This is a genomic window from Saccharospirillum impatiens DSM 12546, from assembly GCF_000423605.1.
GTDB lineage: Bacteria > Pseudomonadota > Gammaproteobacteria > Pseudomonadales > Natronospirillaceae > Saccharospirillum > Saccharospirillum impatiens.
This window is the reverse complement of record NZ_AUIH01000002.1, coordinates 100,220-116,327: the sequence shown is the minus strand read 5'-3', so window position 1 is coordinate 116,327 and position 16,108 is coordinate 100,220. Positions and strand designations below refer to the sequence as shown.

The window sequence follows — 16,108 nt, the reverse complement described above, 5'->3', positions numbered from 1 at the left end:
CTAACCTCGTGTCTGACTCTGACCGGAAAACACTTCATGTTGCCGTAGGGATCGTCGTACGAGATGATCAGGTACTGATTGCCAAACGACAGGATCACCAGCACCAGGGTGGTTTCTGGGAGTTCCCCGGTGGCAAGGTTGAAGCGGGTGAGACAGCGCAGCAAGCCCTGGTCCGTGAGTTTCAGGAAGAGGTTGGTCTCGAGCTTGACCCCACCCTTATGACTCCGCTTATGCAGTTGCCGTTCGATTACGGTGATAGAACCGTTCAATTGGATACCTGGATATGCCATAGCATTGAAGGTATTGCACGGGGCTGTGAAGGCCAACTGGTTCAATGGGTCGCTATCGATGAGCTCGACGAGTACTCCTTCCCTGAAGCGAATGCAGAGCTGATCGCGAAATTCCGTCAAACGCGATAGACGGGACTCGTAGCAACACAGAATATGTACTTGCCAGAATACGATCCGTCACCTAATAACGGTGTCGATGCATCAAAGATACGGTCTCCATCATCCTTTTGTGATGTCCAATCGCCAAGCCAGCAATCAATTCAAGTCGTTTTTCCCTTTGGTTCTTACCTGCTTATCTTCAAAGTCTGCAAAAAACCGGTTTCCGACAGGTCGGCCTTAGCCCAATGGTGGGTAGGCGCTGGTACTGAGTTGACACTATCGCCAGCACCATGCTTTAGTTCTGCAGTCTGGTAGTTAGAGAATAAATATGGCGTATGCAACCCGCAAACAGGGTACCCAGCTGATTTTCCTGATAGCGAAGCGCAGTCGCACGGCTGCACCCTCGTTGATCAGAATGACTTGTCAGGGCGCCAGACCGGCAGCTCGTGACGACCGAGGTCGCGACCTGCTCAACGCAACGTCGCCCCTGGGTACTAGCAGCGACGATTCTGGCCTCGGCCCTGGCTTTTATCGACGGTTCGGTGGTCACCATCGCATTGCCGGTCATCCGCACCGACCTGGATGCCTCCCTGTCTCAAATGCTCTGGGTGTTGAATGCCTATACCCTGCTTCTGGGGGCCCTATTGTTGGTCGGCGGTGGCGCGGGTGACCGGCTCGGGCGCCGCCGTGTCTTCCTGGCCGGTACCCTACTGTTTGCCCTGGCCTCGCTGATCTGTGCTCTGGCGCCCAACCCTGATGTATTGATTGCTGGCCGGGCACTCAAGGGAATCGGCGCGGCCCTGCTGGTTCCTCAGAGCCTAGCCATCATCTCAGCCTGTTACCCGTCCGCAGAGCGTGGCCATGCTATCGGCCTGTGGGCGGGTGCCTCGGCTCTAACAACTGCCCTTGGCCCAGCTGTGGGTGGTTTTCTGATGGATTTGTTCAACTGGCGCGCGGCCTTCTGGATTAACCTGCCGCTTGCGGCGCTGGTCCTGGTACTGACGGTGGCCTTTATGCCGGAAACCCGTGACCGTTCAGTCCGCGGCCGACTCGACTGGGGGGGTACTCTGATCGCGTTTATCGCCTGCGGATTGCTGACGCTGGGGCTGACCTGGTTAACTGAGTCAGAAGGTCGCCTCGCCCTGTCTCTGGGGCTTGTTTGTTTGGGGCTCGCTGGTTTGGTGGTGTTTTTCTGGTTTGAGGGGCGGGTGGATCAACCGCTGGCACCGACAGAGCTGTTTCACAGCCGCGCCTTTACCGGCGCCAACCTGATGACTCTGCTGCTCTACGGTACCCTGTCTGGCACTATGTTTCTGGTGCCTATCGACCTGATTGAACACCGTGGAATGACGCCCACTGAGGTGGGATTGGCGATGATGCCGTTCGGTCTGATTATAGGGCTTTTATCCAGCCAGGCAGGCAAGCTGGGTGACCGGATAGGGGCGCGTTCGATGTTGCTGACCGGGCCGTTGGTGGTCGCCGCGGGCGTCGCAGGTCTGGCGTTGCAGTTTGATAACTTCTGGCTGGGTGTGGAATTGCCTCTGTGCATCATGGCGCTGGGCATGGCGATCGTCGTCTCGCCGCTAACGACGACGGTGATGAATTCAGTCTCCGATGCCCGTGCTGGCACCGCCTCGGGCATCAATAACACCGCCAGCCGACTGGCCGGTCTGTTTGCCATCGCCGGGGCGGGCGCTTGTGCGGCCCTCCTGTTTCAAACGGCTAACCGGGCCGGCAGAGGCCAATTCGGGCTTTTCCCCGACCCTGGCGCCAGTGGCTACGACGCCATTGTCAGTGCTTACCAACTGGCCTACGCGGGCAGTCTGGTTATGCTGGCGGTCGGCGCCCTGGGCGCGGCGTTAATAGCCGCCTGGTTAATCCCTTCCAAAACTGGCGATGATTGAGTCTGAGCGCCGTGGTCTCAATGGTATACAGGTCGCTAACGAAGGTGCTTCGGGCAGGTTCGGATTTTTGATCAGTGATTTATGCCTGCCCGTATCGCGTCCATTTATGTTTCCCGTCGCTTAGTGTCCTACGTCCTTTTATGTCCTGCGTCATTCAATGTCCCACGTCATTCAATGTTTTGCGTCATTGAAAAGGCTATTTCTTTCAATATCCTCACTCATCATCTCTTCATAGGCTGGCTTGCCCGCAATTTTATGCCCCTCGCTGGCCCATTCGCCCAAATCAATCAGTTTGCACCGTTCTGAACAAAAAGGCCGCCAGGCATTGTCTTTTGAGTAGGCTATGAGTGTCTTACACGTAGGGCAGGGCACCTTGGGTGGCGCATTGGCTGACATGCCGGAATTCCTCTTGATTCGGGTTATTGGGGGCTTTGTGCCACAAAGTGGCGGTGCAGTGCAAGAACGGCGGCTTCCAATTTTTCCCGAGTGCCGGTGTTTTCAATGCAGTACGTGGCTCTGGCTTGCTTGTCGGCACGGCTCATCTGGCTGTCGATAATGCGCTGAACCTGGTCTTCACCGGTTTTGTCCCGTTGCATAACTCGCTGGCGCTGCACAGATTCTGGAACGTCTATCAGTACCGTTTCATCGCACAAGGCTTCCAGGCCGTTCTCGAACAACAACGGCGCCACAAGAATGGAGTAGGGTGGTGGTTGTTGCGCCAGTTGAGTAAGCATTTGCTCACGGATCAGTGGGTGTAGCAGAGCTTCCAGCCAGGCTTTGTCATTGGGCGAGGTAAATATTCGCTCCCGCAACAGGGCCCGATTTAACTGACCTTCTGCGGTGACTATGGCATCCCCAAAGCGTTCTGCAATGGCGTCCAGTGCAGGGGTGCCCCTGGCAACAACATCGCGGGCGACTACATCGGCATCCACACAGCCAATGCCGAGAGATTCAAACACCCTGCTGGCTGCCGACTTACCCGAACCAATGCCACCGGTTAGCCCGATTATCATGCAAAACTGCCCAGATACCAGTTGGTGATGGCGCCGCCCCAGAATACATAAACCAGTGCCGCCCCGCATAAATAAGGGCCGAACGGGATGGGGATTTGCCGGTCACGGCCCATGATGGCAATCAACGCGATACCGACTACCGCGCCCACAAGCGATGACAGCAGAATAATCAATGGCAAAGACGCCCAGCCAAACCAGGCCCCAAAGGCGGCAAACAGCTTGAAATCACCATAACCCATGCCTTCTTTACCGGTCAGCAGCTTGAACGCCCAGTAAATACTCCAGAGTGAGAGGTAGCCGGCGACTGCGCCCACAACCGCCTGTTCCAGCGGCACAAAGGTGCCCCCTAAATTGAGCAACAACCCCAGCCACAACAGAGGCAGTGTGATGCTATCTGGCAGCAGTTGGTGATCGACATCGATCATCGTCAGGGCGATTAACGCCCAGAAGAACACCAGCAGAGCGACCGTATGAAGCGTGCCACCAAAGTGCCAGGCAACCGCCAGTGACAGTAAACCAGTGATCAGCTCAACTATCGGGTAACGTGGTGATATTCGGGTTTTGCACTGTGAGCACTTGCCGCCCAGAGCCAAGTAACTGACAACAGGGATGTTCTCCCAGGCCCGAATCAGGTGGCCGCAGGAAGGGCAAGTGGAGTCGGGTTTAATCAGGTCAAACCGGGGGAGCTCGGGTTCGGCTTCATCAGCCATCTCAGCGGCTTCCCGTGCCCAGGCGTTCTGCATCATGACCGGGAGGCGGTAGATCACCACATTCAGAAAACTACCGACCAGTAGCCCTAATACTAAAACGGTCGCCACCAGGGCGACCGTGTTGCTTTGGAGTAACTCGATGAATGGCATTAGACGAGGGAGCCCATTTGAAATATTGGGAGGTACATGGCCACGACCAAGCCACCGACCACTACCCCTAGGAAGGCCATAATAAGGGGTTCCATCATTGAGGTCAGGCCGTCAACAAGATTATCCACTTCCTCTTCATAAATCACGGCAGCTTTAGACAGCATGTCATCAAGCGCACCCGATTGTTCACCAATGGATACCATTTGCACGAGCATGGACGGAAAGACACTTTGTGATTTCATCGAAACAGCTAATTCAGTCCCGCTTTCGACGTCTTTGCGCACATTCATAATAGCGGAGGAGTACACAATATTCCCCGATGCCCCGGCCGCTGATTCCAGTGCATTGACCAGCGGAACACCGGCAGCAAAGGTGGTTGACAGCGTACGAGCGTATCGAGCCATTGCCGATTGGTACAAAATTGGGCCAAATACCGGCAGCTTCACAGAAATTCGCTGGACTAGGTGGCGGAACTTTTGCACCCGTTGCATGCTCTGTTGAAAGAGTACAACAAAAGCAATTAGCCCGAAGAAAGCAATGACACCATTATTTTGAACCCATGAAGACATATTCATTACGATCTGAGTCGGAACTGGGAGGTCTGCACCAAAACTGGTAAACATGTCCGCAAAAACAGGGACTACCTTGAGAAGCAGTATGACTGTCACAATGGCTGCAATGGCTATGATGGTTGCCGGGTATTTCATGGCGCTCTTGACTTTTTTCTTAACGCTTTCCGCCTTCTCTCGATATATGGCGACACGTTCCAACATGGTTTCCAGGGCACCGGCTTGTTCGCCTGATTCGACCAGCGAGCAGTAGAGGTCATCGAAATACTTTGGGTGTTCACGCAAGGCGGAGCCGAAAGAGCCCCCATTACCAACGTTATTTTTCATCTGTAGCACAAGGTCTTTCATTTTTTTGTTTTCCAAGCCCTCTGCCACGATGTCGAAAGACTTCATCAGGGGCACCCCCGCTTTCATCATGGTCGCCATTTGACGCGTAAAAATCGCTATATCGTCGGACTTAATGCCTGGGCTAAGGAGTTGGATCTCCCCTCTTTTCTTATTCAACTTTTTAACCGTCACTAAGCCTTTTCGGCGAAGATCGGCCTTTATAAGGGCGGGGTTCGAGCCTTTTATCTCACCTTTCTGAATCTTGCCGCTGCGATCCAGGCCTTCATAGGTGAAAACGGACAGTTTCTGTGCCTTGGTGGCCATCTGGTGCCTCTCAGTCAGTCGTAATGCGGTTTACTTCTTCCAGGCTGGTCACGCCCTTGGCTACTTTAACCAAGCCTGACTTACGCAAACTGTTAAAGCCTTCATCAGCAAAGGCTTTGCTTAGTTCAATTGAATTACCTTCTTCCATAATTATCTTGGAGATGGTAGGGGTGATACGCACAACTTCATAAATGCCGACTCGACCTTTATACCCTTTATTGCAATTGCTGCAACCGACAGGTTTGTAGATTGTGGCCGTGTTCATCAACTCGGTGGTAAAACCTTCCTTTCGTAACACATCTTGTGGTATGTCGGCAGGCTGTTTACAGTTGCTGCACAATCGCCGCGCCAGGCGCTGAGCGATGATCAAGTTGATTGTGGTGGCCAGGTTGAAAGAGGGTACACCCATATTCAGCATCCGGGTCAATGTCTCGGCGGCACTGTTGGTGTGGAGGGTTGACATTACCATGTGCCCTGTTTGGGCAGCCTTGATCCCAATCGAAGCAGTCTCCAGGTCGCGAATCTCACCAACCATGATGATATCCGGGTCCTGACGCAGAAAAGACCTCAGGGCTACTGCGAAATCCAATCCAACCCGGTTGTTGACGTTGACCTGATTAATGCCATCTAGGTTGATTTCTACCGGATCTTCCGCCGTTGAGATGTTGGTGCCTTCCTGGTTCAGGATGTTAAGGCCTGTATAGAGTGAAACTGTTTTCCCTGAACCGGTAGGCCCGGTAACCAGGATCATGCCCTGGGGTTTCTGAAGGGCCGTCATGTACAGGTCTTTCTGGTCGTCTTCATAACCCAGAGCATCGATGCCCATTTTAGCTGCGGCTGAGTCAAGAATTCGCAGTACGATCTTCTCACCGAACAGTGTTGGAAGGGTGTTTACCCTGAAATCAATGGACTTGGTCTTGGATATCTTCAGCTTAATGCGGCCATCCTGAGGCACCCGGCGTTCTGAAATATCCAGGTTGGACATGATTTTCAAGCGAGCGGACATTTTGGGGCCGAGTCCAATTGGCGGTTTGGAAGCCACCTGCAGAATGCCGTCGATCCGGAACCTTACCCGGTAGGACTTCTCGTAGGGTTCAAAATGAAGGTCAGAAGCGCCCTTTTTGATGGCTGACAGCAGCATTTGGTTGATAAAGCGCACAACCGGCGCGTCATCAGCGCCATCAACGACTGAGCTTTCATCTTCCGCCTTTTTGGTATCAACGATATCCAGGTCGTCCAGACCCTCTTCGTCATCCATCGCGCCAAAGGCGTCAGAGGAGTCGTCGAGCAACTTTTCCAAGCTGACCGTCAGTTTGTCTTCTTCTACCAGTACCGCTTCCACACTGAGGCCCGTGTGAAATTTTATCTCGTCGATGGCCAACAAGTTGGTTGGATCTGATAAGCCAATAAAGAGTCTGTTACCGCGCTTTACAAGGGGTAGGATATGATGGGACTGGAGCAGACTGGACGATACAAGCTCCTTGGGAGCCAGTTCCAGATCAAACGCATCAAGGTCAAAAATAGGCGTGCCAAATTCATCCGCTGCCAGTTGAGCCAGGGTTGAAGCGGCCACAAGGTCATGTTCAACCATATAGGCGACAACAGTTTTCTTCTCTTTCAAAGCTTCCTGTGTTGCGGTAAGCGCCTCATCTTCATTGATCAGATCTTCCCGTACCAGTCGTTTCGCTAAGCCACCCAGTGACACTGCCATCTTAATTGAGTCTCTATAGAGGTTTGATGCCTCTAGCTTAGACAACTAAGAGGCGAAGGTGAATGCCACGCCTAAATAAAGTCATAATGGTGACAAAAAATGTCACTTGATGACTTCTCCGGTTCTCATTAAAGGTGTCTGCAGTCACGGAAATCAGATCAGATTGATTGAGATGGCAGGCAAATGGAGTTTTCAAAAGTTGGCACACTCTATGCTGGATTAAGTTCAGGCGAAGGTGGTGTACCAAGCCTCCAATACGATGATCCTTAAAGGGGACTGACCATGAAGAAGCAACAAGGTTTTACATTGATTGAATTGATGATCGTTGTGGCGATTATCGGTATTTTGGCCGCGATCGCGATTCCGGCTTATCAGGATTACGTGGCTAAAGCTAAGGCAGGGGCAGCACTTGCTGATATTCGTCCTGGACAGACTCAGTATGAAATAACTTATAACGATGGTTCAATGCCAGCTAGCCCAACCGCAGGTGATATTGGTTTACAGTCCTCTACTGGTAACTGCGGTACCATAGCCGTGAACGCGCCCGCTAACACTACCACTGCTACAGATGATGCTATTATTTGTACGATTGATAACCCCGGGCGTTTGGATGACGGTACTGGCACCGTAACCATACACTATGATCGCTCAACTGACGGATTGTGGACATGCAATACCTCTGGCATGGTATCAGACTATCTGCCCTCAGGTTGCGGTACCTCTTAATTGGCGCATCTATTTGGTTAAGCTAGATGAAGTTATATGATAAAGGGGCGTTAGCCCCTTTTTTGTTGGCGGTCGTTATATTGTTAGGAACGACACTGGCCAATATCGCAGGGCCTTTTGCTTCTTATGACCGCCAGCGCTGGTTGCTGTTGGTATTGATGGGCGTACTTGCTCTGTTTTCGGTTGCGCGAAAAGCGTTGCTAATTCAGGCTAAAGCCAGGCTGTTAGTGGGTTGTTGGGTTGGATTTATCAGTTTTTTGACGCTGAGTACAGTTACGGCAACATTGGCCGGCTCCGATTGGGCGCTATTCGATCTCCTGCTATGGGTGTTATTCAGTTTGACTGTGACTGGGCTGATTCAATCTTTCACACTCAGCCCCGATGTGATCCAGAATGTCTGTAAAGTGTTGGTTGCGGTGTGGGGCTCATATTACCTGATCGTAATAATGAATTTCATGTTTGTCATGGTAAGTCCGTTTTCCTGGGACATTCATGTGTTAACGCAGCATGCGTTTATCAATGTGCGTTTTTTCAACCAGCTTCAAGTATTGCTATTCCCCCTCATGCTAGCATTGGCATGCGGACCTTCCGGTAGATGGTCCAAGCTGGGTCTTTTCAGTGCTGTTTTTACTGTCGCGCTTATACTGTATTCCAGCGCACGAGGCGCTGCTGTGGCGATGTTCATTGAATCTCTGCTAATTATGTATTTGACCTGGAAGTTCAGAGGTCGGGCGTTGTCGCTTAAGTTCGTGCGACGATGGGTGGTTATTCTGGCCTTTGGTCTCGTAACTTACATTATCTTCTTAGATTTGATACCAGCCTGGCGGTTTGGTGAAAGTGTTGGCGCTACACTTATGCGAGAAAGCACCAGTGGTCGCTGGGGGATGTGGTCGGAGTTGCTCTCGGCTATGACGGGCCACTGGCTATTTGGGCACGGTGGTTTTAGCTATGCAGATAAGAGTGCAGGCATCGGTACCATTTTTGGGCATCCTCATAACAGTCTTTTGCAGTTATTGTATGAGTACGGGCTTCTAGCCACCTTGTGTTTTACTCTGTTTTCTATTGGCCTGTTTGTCCGGGTGCTGAAGGCTTTAGGGCAATCAGATTCAGTCTATTTACCCTATTTGCTGGCTTCTGCGGTGGGCGGGGCTGCCTTGTCTTTGGTCAGTGGTGTCATAGTCATGCCGCTGAGTCAGCTGCTTCTCATGGTTATTGTGGCGGCGTTATGGCAAAGCAGCCAACTCAAGTCTGAAGCGGTTATAAAGTTAAAAGTTGGCTTCCACTTAAGAATTATTATGTTTGCTTTGGTGTCGTTATTAATAGTAACTGTCTTCAGCTTGGCTTGGCATTCATATATAAATGTTATGAGTGGTGAGACTTTGAAGTTTGATGTCGGACCAAGATTTTGGCTTATTGGGCGGATGGTATAAGGTTTTAGTGATCCTGGTCGTTGATACATTGGTTCTATTTCCGGCGGTTGGATTAATGAGTGTGGCTACTATTGCGTTTTAGTCTGGCTCGATCCGGTGTTAACCTGAGCGCATAGACATAACGGAGACTCAATCATGACCTTTATGGCGGCCATTCTGGCCTGGCTGGTATCACTGAGCTTGTCGGGGAACCGGATGCCGGGTCAGGGCGTGACAACCCGACCATTGGAACAGGTTTTTACCCGTCTAGGTGGCCGTATTTGGGTGTACGTTCTGGCTATGGCTGTCCCGGTTTTGCTGCTCTCGGCCATTCTCGCCTGGTTTGACTTGTGGCTGGTGACGTTTTTGGTCGGGTTCGGTAGTCTCGTTCTGGTGTTCGGGTCGAGCGACCAGGTAGATCAACTCAAGCAATATCGGCAGTATCAGGTTGATGGGGAGTCTGATCGCGCTTATGAGCTGGCGGTAGAAGCCTTTGATCTGCCAGAGGGCTTGTACGAAGGTGGCTCTGAGCAGATGGATGAGGCACTGAACGTCAGTTTGGCTTATCAGCTTTTGGAGCGGTTTTTCGTGGCGCTGTTCTGGTTTGTGGCGTTTGGGGCATCGGGTGTCTTGTTGGTTGTGCTGGTCCGGCATGCTCGTTCTATTCTGACGCAACAACCCTCAGAAGATAACTCTGCTGCCTCGCTGGCGGTTCAGGTACACCATGCGATTAACTGGATTCCCGCCCGGCTGTTGACCTTGTCGCTGGCGCTGGTGGGCGATTTCTCACAAAGCTTTGCCATCTGGTTGCGCCGGGTTCGGGATTTCGAACTGGTCGACCGGGCGCTGCTGGAGTCTTCCTTGCGAGTTTCACTGCCTGAAAACCCGGATGCCCAGCGGCCTGAGGATGTGTTGTCGCTGATGAAGCGCGCTCAGGTTCTGTGGATGGTGGTGATCGCTTTGGCGACTATTTTCGGGTGAACCCGTTCTGGCTTTGAGTAAACCTACTCTGGGCTGTGTGGCCCAGTTCAGGATTGCTCAGTCTGCAATACCCCTTTGATTGCTATTTATTATCGCGGCCATAGCGCTGCTGGGGTTGATTTGCCGGGTGAAACCACCATCCTTACCGCAGTTCGAATAGTCCGTTTCAACCCCACTTTCTGATTGGATATACACGCTATGAGCACTCAGCATCACGAATTGATCATTCTGGGTTCTGGCCCGGCTGGATATACGGCGGCGGTTTACGCTGCGCGGGCCAACCTGAAACCGGTGCTGATCACCGGTATGCAGATGGGTGGTCAGCTGACCACCACGACTGAAGTTGAAAACTGGCCCGGTGGCCACGCTGAGCTTCAGGGCCCTCAGTTGATGGAAGAGATGAAGGCTCACGCCGAGCGGTTCAATACTGACATCATCTTTGATCACATCCATACAACGGATCTGGCCAAGCCTCCCTTCACCCTGGTGGGCGACCAGGGTACCTACACCTGTGATGCGTTGATCATCAGTACCGGTGCCAGTGCCCGTTACCTGGGGCTCGACAGCGAAGAAGCCTTTAAAGGCAAGGGTGTATCTGCCTGCGCCACCTGCGATGGCTTTTTTTACCGCAACAAAGAAGTCAGTGTCATTGGTGGTGGTAACACCGCTGTTGAAGAAGCCTTGTATCTGTCAAACATCGCCAGCAAGGTGCATGTTATTCACCGTCGCGACAGCTTCCGCTCTGAAAAGATCCTGGCCGACCGGTTGATGGACAAAGTGAAAGAAGGCAAGGTCGAGCTCCATTGGAACCGAACCCTGGATGAAGTGTTGGGTGATGAAATGGGTGTGACCGGCATTCGCATCAAGAGTACCAAGGGTGACGAAACCGAAGAGCTGACTCTTGATGGTGTGTTTGTGGCCATCGGTCATACCCCCAACACGCAGATCTTTGAAGGCCAGGTGGATATGGCGGGCGGTTACATCAAGGTTAAGTCGGGTCTGGAAGGTAATGCGACAGCGACTAGCGTGCCAGGTGTATTTGCATCGGGTGATGTGATGGACCATGTTTATCGTCAGGCGATTACATCGGCCGGCACTGGCTGTATGGCGGCGCTGGATGCTGAAAAGTATCTGGATAATCTTAAGCACGCAGGCTGAGGCTTGGTAACCAACTGAAAACACCGTCTCACGGGAGAGGGTTCACTTCTGGTTTTTTGTGCTTTGCAATTGAAACCAAAGTAGTAACGGCTGCGCCGTCCCCCTCTCTCTAGCTCTCTCCCCCAGTGGTGGAGAGAGGACTGGGGTGTGCAGAGTTGCGAGCGATGGGCGCGGGTTAAGTTTAACCACCGAATGGCTCCCTCTCCCGCCCCACGGGAGAGGGATGGGGAGAGGGTTCGCTTCTGGTTTTTCGCATTCCAATCGAAACACAGCACTAACGGCTGTGACGTCCCCTTGTCTCTAACTCTCTCCCCCAGTGGTGGGGAGAGGAGGGTTTTGTGCAGTGGCGCGAGTGGCTATCGCGGTCCAATGTTACTCAGCCAGCTTGATTGAGCTTTGAATATTGAAGTTAAAACTGCCCTACTTGGGCAGGTTAACGTTCACTTCCAGTATTGAATAATTCCCTTCTTCGTTTACATCGACTTGCAGTTGCTCGGGGCCGATGTCGACGTACTTTCGAATCACATCCATGATGTCGCGCTGCAGGGCAGGCAAGTAGTCCGGTGCGTTACGCTGATGCCGTTCGTGGGCGACGATGACCTTCAAGCGCTCTTTGGCTACTTGAGCGGATCGGGGCTCTTTGCTGTTGTCCCTGAACAAATCGAAGATAGACATCTCAGCCTCCAAAGACGCGTTTCAGGAAGCCTTTGCGCTGGGCTTCCAGGAAACGGTGCGGTTTCTCTTCGCCCAGAAACCGGGCGACGGTGTCCAGGTACGCCTGGCCGGCATCGCTTTTTTCGTCGAGGACCACCGGCATGCCCTTGTTGGAAGCATTCAGCACCGCCTGGCTTTCGGGAATGATGCCCAGCAAGGGGATGGCCAGAATTTCTTCGATGTCGGGCACGTCGAGCATGTCGCCACGGGCCACGCGCTCGGGGTCGTACCGGGTGATCAGCAGATGTTCACGAACGGGCGGCTGGTTGGTCTCTGCCCGGTAGCTCTTGCTTTGCAATATGCCCAGTATCCGATCCGAATCCCGAACCGAGGAGACTTCGGGGTTGGTGACGACGATGGCCTCGTCGGCATAGTAAAGCGCCATCTGGGCGCCTTGCTCAATGCCGGCCGGCGAGTCACAGACGATGTAATCGAATTGCTCGGCCAGGTCGTCCAGCACTTTTTTAACGCCTTCTTTGGTCAGGGCGTCTTTGTCGCGGGTCTGGGAGGCGGGCAGGATGTAGAGGTTATCGCAACGTTTGTCTTTGATCAGGGCCTGGTTGAGGCTGGCTTCCTGTTGAATTACGTTAACGAAGTCGAACACGACGCGGCGCTCGCAGTTCATGATGATGTCGAGGTTGCGCAGGCCGATGTCGAAGTCGATAACAACGGTTTTGTGGCCACGCAAGGCCAAGCCCATGCTGATGGCGGCACTGGAGGTGGTTTTACCAACGCCGCCTTTGCCGGAGGTGATGACAACGATCTTTGCCAAGATGACGATTCCTTTATGCGTTAACTATTACAGGAGTAAGCAGGCTGAGCCAGCTTTGGCGGGATTATCCGCTTTTTTACCGGCAGCGGCCAATCTATCTCAGTGATGCCGTTCTGAATGTGAATGGGTGCCAGTGTCGCAGAGGCGGGTAAACGACTGCAAGTGATCTGAATAAGGGAAAAAATGTTGGTTGAGATGCGGCGAAACCAGAAGTGAACCCTCTCCCCAGCCCTCTCCCGCGAGGCGGGAGAGGGAGTCTTTAGTGGTAGAGCTCGATTTAGAACTGTTCGATCACCAACTGGTCTTCTTCCAATCGCACCCGCGTAGGGCGGTTGGGCTCTGCGTGCAAGTCATCCCGGACCTGGTAGTTACCGGCGATGGCCAGTAAATCGGCATCCAGGTTTTGGCAGACAATCTCGGCCAGTGTATCGCCCTGAACGCCGGCTATGGCGCGGCCGCGCAGGGCACCGTAGACGTGGATGCTGCCATCGGCGATGACTTCGGCACCAGAACTGACCTGGTTCATGATCAGCAAGTGAGCGCCGCGCGCGTATATTTGCTGGCCTGAACGAACGGGTTGGCGAATGACCTGGGTTTCGAGGCCTGTTGGTGTCGTTTCGGTCTTGCTGGCTCGTGCCGCGCGGTCTTTATCGTCCACCCAGGCCAGATTAAAGCGTTCGCACCAGGGGGTTAGGGCATCTTTGGGTCCTGCCAGGGCGAACACGACCAGGCGTTGCTCGCGTGCGTGGTCCAGCATTTGTTGCAGTGAGTTATCGGTCAGTTCAGCCAGTACCGCACCGATATCCAGTGCCACCGGTGCCCGGTTGAACAGGGCGGGTGCCTGCTCCAGTTTGTCGGTCAGTCGTTGGGCGAAACTGCCCGGGTCGAGGTGTTCGATAATGAGCCGTTGTATGGGCAGCATGCGTGCGCGAACGGCCAGGGGTTTGGTGTCGGTCATTCAGTGCGAATCCTGCAGTGTTGAAGTGGCTTGGTGTTGGTCGAGGTAGCTCTGCAAAGCGTGCTCCCGGTCGAGTTGCTGTTGCTGGCTTGTGTGCAAAGTCGGCTCGGCGACACGGCTGGCGCAATCGGTCAGTGGGCAGCGCTCACAGGTTTCGTGAACATCCATCTGTGGCACGGCCGGGTCTTCGCTGAAGGCCACTGTATCATTGAACCGGTCATCTATCAGGAACCCAAGGGCCATGCCGGTATTGCTGTTTTGCCCCAACGACAGTGGGCGCACGACGGCGATGTTGAAGAAGGTCTGATTCTGGGCGATGAAGTGACTGCGTTGTGCCGCAATCGCCAGCTTTGGGGTCTCTCCGGCTGCCTGGCGTTCGCCGACTTCGTTGAGCAAGCCTATGGCCACCCAGCGCCGGCAGTGGTGTTCACTCGGGCCAATGCCACGGGGCGTGAACACGGTAGTGGTATTGAGTTCTTTGGCAATGTGGAACTGGTCGACGCCGGCTTTGTTGTGCAGACGCATGTAATGCATCTTGTGCAGGCCGAAGTGATGGGGCATCAGTTGCGACATGCGATACACAAACATTTCCGGGGTGGCGTCATAACGATCCATCATCTGGCTAAGAGCCTCGCCATCAAACGCTTTGTTGGCCAGCCAGGCTTTCAGGTCAGTGAGCAGTTTGGCCTCGGGAATGAGCAGGGCACCGGCAAAATAGGAGGCTCTGAAGTTGTTATGAACCTGCTCGAACGATTCTACCTTGATCCAGGATGACGTCAGGGCACGCTCCTCCAACTCGAGAAACCGGTAACCGATCTCTTTGGCCAGCACGAACTTTTGCTGTTGCGGCATCAGTTTGGAATTGACCACCAGCTTGTTGGGCGAAACGCAGAGTGAGCGCAAAGTCTGGAGTTCGGGTGTCGCGGAAAAATCGTCGTAACTGACCCGGCATTGATAGTGATCGAACAGGAACGACTCCAGCCAGGCGAGGCTGATTACCGGATCTGTTGCCGGGAACTTTGCCCTGAAGGCTTCGGCCTGCCCCTCAATTTCTTCAAAGTAGTTGAGGTGCATCTTTTGGTAGGAACGCAGCGAAGCCAGCAAGAAATGCTCGACTTGCATATCGTAACCGCGACCAATTTCGAGCAGTGTACGAACGAAGGCGCCGGCTTTACTCGGGGAGTCGGTGACCAGATCGAACACATCTGACAGGCCAATACCAAATTGCTTAAGTGGGAAGTCGTTGAACAATGGGGAGTTCAGTAGGGCTGTGACGGGGTTCAATTCGTCATCGAGTTGCAGCGAGACCAGTTCGTCGAAGGATATGCCGAGCCCCTGCGCCAATTGAATGATTTTTTCCGGTTTGGGGTACTTTTTGCCCTTTTCGATCTCACTCAAATAGGAAATCGACAGTGACGTGCGTTCGCCCAGTTGCTTGAGCGATAAGCCGGCCGCCTGGCGGTGTTGTTTGACTTTGATGCCGAGAATGAATCTCAGGCTTTCACTGTTGATTTGCATAACCCTTCCACGTTCGCGATGAGCGAAATAGCCTGCGCATTCTAAAGAGGTGTCTGCTGCAAAACAATGTGGGCTCCGCCAGTCTGCTAGCGCCGGCTTGTGAACACTCATTGAAACACGGCCACCAACGCCTCTGCTTGAGGGCACACCGGGCCTTGGGGTCGCCTGAGCGTGGATTGGGTGTTGGAGAATTTGACAGATCGGCTGTTTTTATAGGGGTAGTTTGTTAAACTTCACTCTCTGCAGTTCCGGTGCTCATGAAGAGCGCTGGCTTGCCACTGGCCACCGAAGGATACACGGAGTCCAGATCAGGCGTTTTCGCAGAATTCCATCATTCATTCACTAAGGAAAGGCGAATGGACAAACTGAACCGTGCCCGTCGTTTACACACTTTATTGCAACTCTTACCGGAACTTCCTGTGCCTGAAACCGGCTTGTACTTTGGTGAACACGTGATTCGCGTGTCGGGGCAGCTTTGCCTAGTGGTTACACTCAAGGGGCAGGTGGGTATCCGCGCGACCGACTCTGAACTCGAAACCCAACTGCAGCGCATCTGCGCTGAAGATCACTGGATTGCCCATGGAAGGGTGTATGAGCAGTGGTACCTGCTGCCCGACACGGTCGACCACAATTCGGATCAGGTCGCAGCCTGGGTTCGTCAGGCTGCCCTGGGAGCCGCCCGGTTGGCTGAAGACGAGCAGAGGCCGGCCAAGGCTGGTCGACTCCGTTAGCCGAACGGAAATCTGCGGACAGCCCCCGGTAACGGAGAGTGTTC

General features: G+C 53.4%; 16 protein-coding genes. 7 read left to right on the top strand and 9 right to left on the bottom strand.

Going from position 1 to position 16,108, the window contains the following annotated elements:
- Positions 1-8 precede the first annotated feature (8 nt).
- Positions 9-419: an 8-oxo-dGTP diphosphatase MutT gene (gene mutT / locus G565_RS0101855; protein ID WP_028669446.1), complete on the top strand. Its 411-nt coding sequence runs from the start codon at positions 9-11 to the stop codon at positions 417-419.
- A gap of 416 nt (positions 420-835) precedes the next feature.
- Entirely contained in the window at positions 836-2,293 is a 1,458-nt protein-coding gene (locus tag G565_RS22555) for an MFS transporter (protein WP_037337195.1), read from the top strand.
- A 171-nt stretch (positions 2,294-2,464) separates the two neighbouring features.
- On the opposite strand, the gene G565_RS0101845 is transcribed toward G565_RS22555, so the two are convergent.
- Genes G565_RS0101845 through pilB form a run of 5 tightly spaced genes read right to left on the bottom strand, consistent with a single transcriptional unit; the run spans position 2,465 to position 7,097 of the window.
- Entirely contained in the window at positions 2,465-2,689 is a 225-nt protein-coding gene (locus G565_RS0101845; protein ID WP_028669445.1) for a DNA gyrase inhibitor YacG, read from the bottom strand.
- Positions 2,690-2,712: 23 nt separating this feature from the next.
- Positions 2,713-3,306, bottom strand: a complete 594-nt coding sequence (gene coaE, locus G565_RS0101840) for a dephospho-CoA kinase (RefSeq protein ID WP_037337191.1) — start codon at positions 3,304-3,306, stop codon at positions 2,713-2,715.
- On the bottom strand, positions 3,303-4,166 hold the full coding sequence (locus G565_RS0101835; RefSeq protein WP_028669443.1) for a prepilin peptidase: 864 nt from the start codon (positions 4,164-4,166) through the stop codon (positions 3,303-3,305). The genes coaE and G565_RS0101835 overlap by 4 nt, the downstream gene beginning before the upstream one ends.
- Positions 4,166-5,386 (bottom strand): type II secretion system F family protein, encoded by a 1,221-nt coding sequence (locus tag G565_RS0101830; RefSeq protein ID WP_028669442.1) that lies wholly within the window; start codon positions 5,384-5,386, stop codon positions 4,166-4,168. Before G565_RS0101830 ends, G565_RS0101835 begins: the two co-directional genes overlap by 1 nt.
- Positions 5,387-5,396: 10 nt before the next feature.
- A complete protein-coding gene (gene pilB, locus G565_RS0101825) occupies positions 5,397-7,097 on the bottom strand; it encodes a type IV-A pilus assembly ATPase PilB (RefSeq protein ID WP_037337187.1) in 1,701 nt (566 codons plus the stop codon).
- A gap of 282 nt (positions 7,098-7,379) precedes the next feature.
- Here pilB and G565_RS27415 point away from each other — a divergent pair, with 282 nt between their 5' ends.
- The 4 genes from G565_RS27415 (at position 7,380) to trxB (ending at position 11,371) form a co-directional block, all read left to right on the top strand.
- Positions 7,380-7,823: a pilin gene (locus G565_RS27415; protein WP_028669440.1), complete on the top strand. Its 444-nt coding sequence runs from the start codon at positions 7,380-7,382 to the stop codon at positions 7,821-7,823.
- Positions 7,824-7,849: 26 nt separating this feature from the next.
- A complete protein-coding gene (locus G565_RS0101815) occupies positions 7,850-9,253 on the top strand; it encodes an O-antigen ligase family protein (protein WP_028669439.1) in 1,404 nt (467 codons plus the stop codon).
- A gap of 135 nt (positions 9,254-9,388) precedes the next feature.
- Positions 9,389-10,213: a regulatory signaling modulator protein AmpE gene (ampE, locus tag G565_RS0101810; protein ID WP_028669438.1), complete on the top strand. Its 825-nt coding sequence runs from the start codon at positions 9,389-9,391 to the stop codon at positions 10,211-10,213.
- A gap of 198 nt (positions 10,214-10,411) precedes the next feature.
- The gene (gene trxB / locus G565_RS0101805) at positions 10,412-11,371 is read left to right on the top strand and encodes a thioredoxin-disulfide reductase (protein WP_028669437.1); all 960 of its coding nucleotides are present in this window, start codon (positions 10,412-10,414) and stop codon (positions 11,369-11,371) included.
- Positions 11,372-11,791: 420 nt separating this feature from the next.
- On the opposite strand, the gene minE is transcribed toward trxB, so the two are convergent.
- The 4 genes from minE to G565_RS22545 all read right to left on the bottom strand — a co-directional run bounded on the left by minE (position 11,792) and on the right by G565_RS22545 (position 15,333).
- A complete protein-coding gene (minE, locus tag G565_RS0101800) occupies positions 11,792-12,046 on the bottom strand; it encodes a cell division topological specificity factor MinE (protein ID WP_028669436.1) in 255 nt (84 codons plus the stop codon).
- A 1-nt stretch (position 12,047) separates the two neighbouring features.
- Positions 12,048-12,857 carry a septum site-determining protein MinD gene (minD, locus tag G565_RS0101795; protein WP_028669435.1) on the bottom strand — a complete coding sequence of 270 codons (810 nt, stop codon included), beginning with the start codon at positions 12,855-12,857 and terminating at the stop codon, positions 12,048-12,050.
- 277 nt (positions 12,858-13,134) lie between these two features.
- On the bottom strand, positions 13,135-13,815 hold the full coding sequence (minC, locus tag G565_RS22550; RefSeq protein WP_051207150.1) for a septum site-determining protein MinC: 681 nt from the start codon (positions 13,813-13,815) through the stop codon (positions 13,135-13,137).
- On the bottom strand, positions 13,816-15,333 hold the full coding sequence (locus tag G565_RS22545; RefSeq protein ID WP_051207148.1) for a helix-turn-helix domain-containing protein: 1,518 nt from the start codon (positions 15,331-15,333) through the stop codon (positions 13,816-13,818).
- Positions 15,334-15,689: 356 nt separating this feature from the next.
- Between G565_RS22545 and G565_RS0101780 the strand changes: the two genes are divergently transcribed.
- Positions 15,690-16,064, top strand: coding sequence for a hypothetical protein (locus G565_RS0101780; RefSeq protein WP_028669434.1), 375 nt, complete (start codon positions 15,690-15,692; stop codon positions 16,062-16,064).
- Positions 16,065-16,108 lie beyond the last annotated feature (44 nt).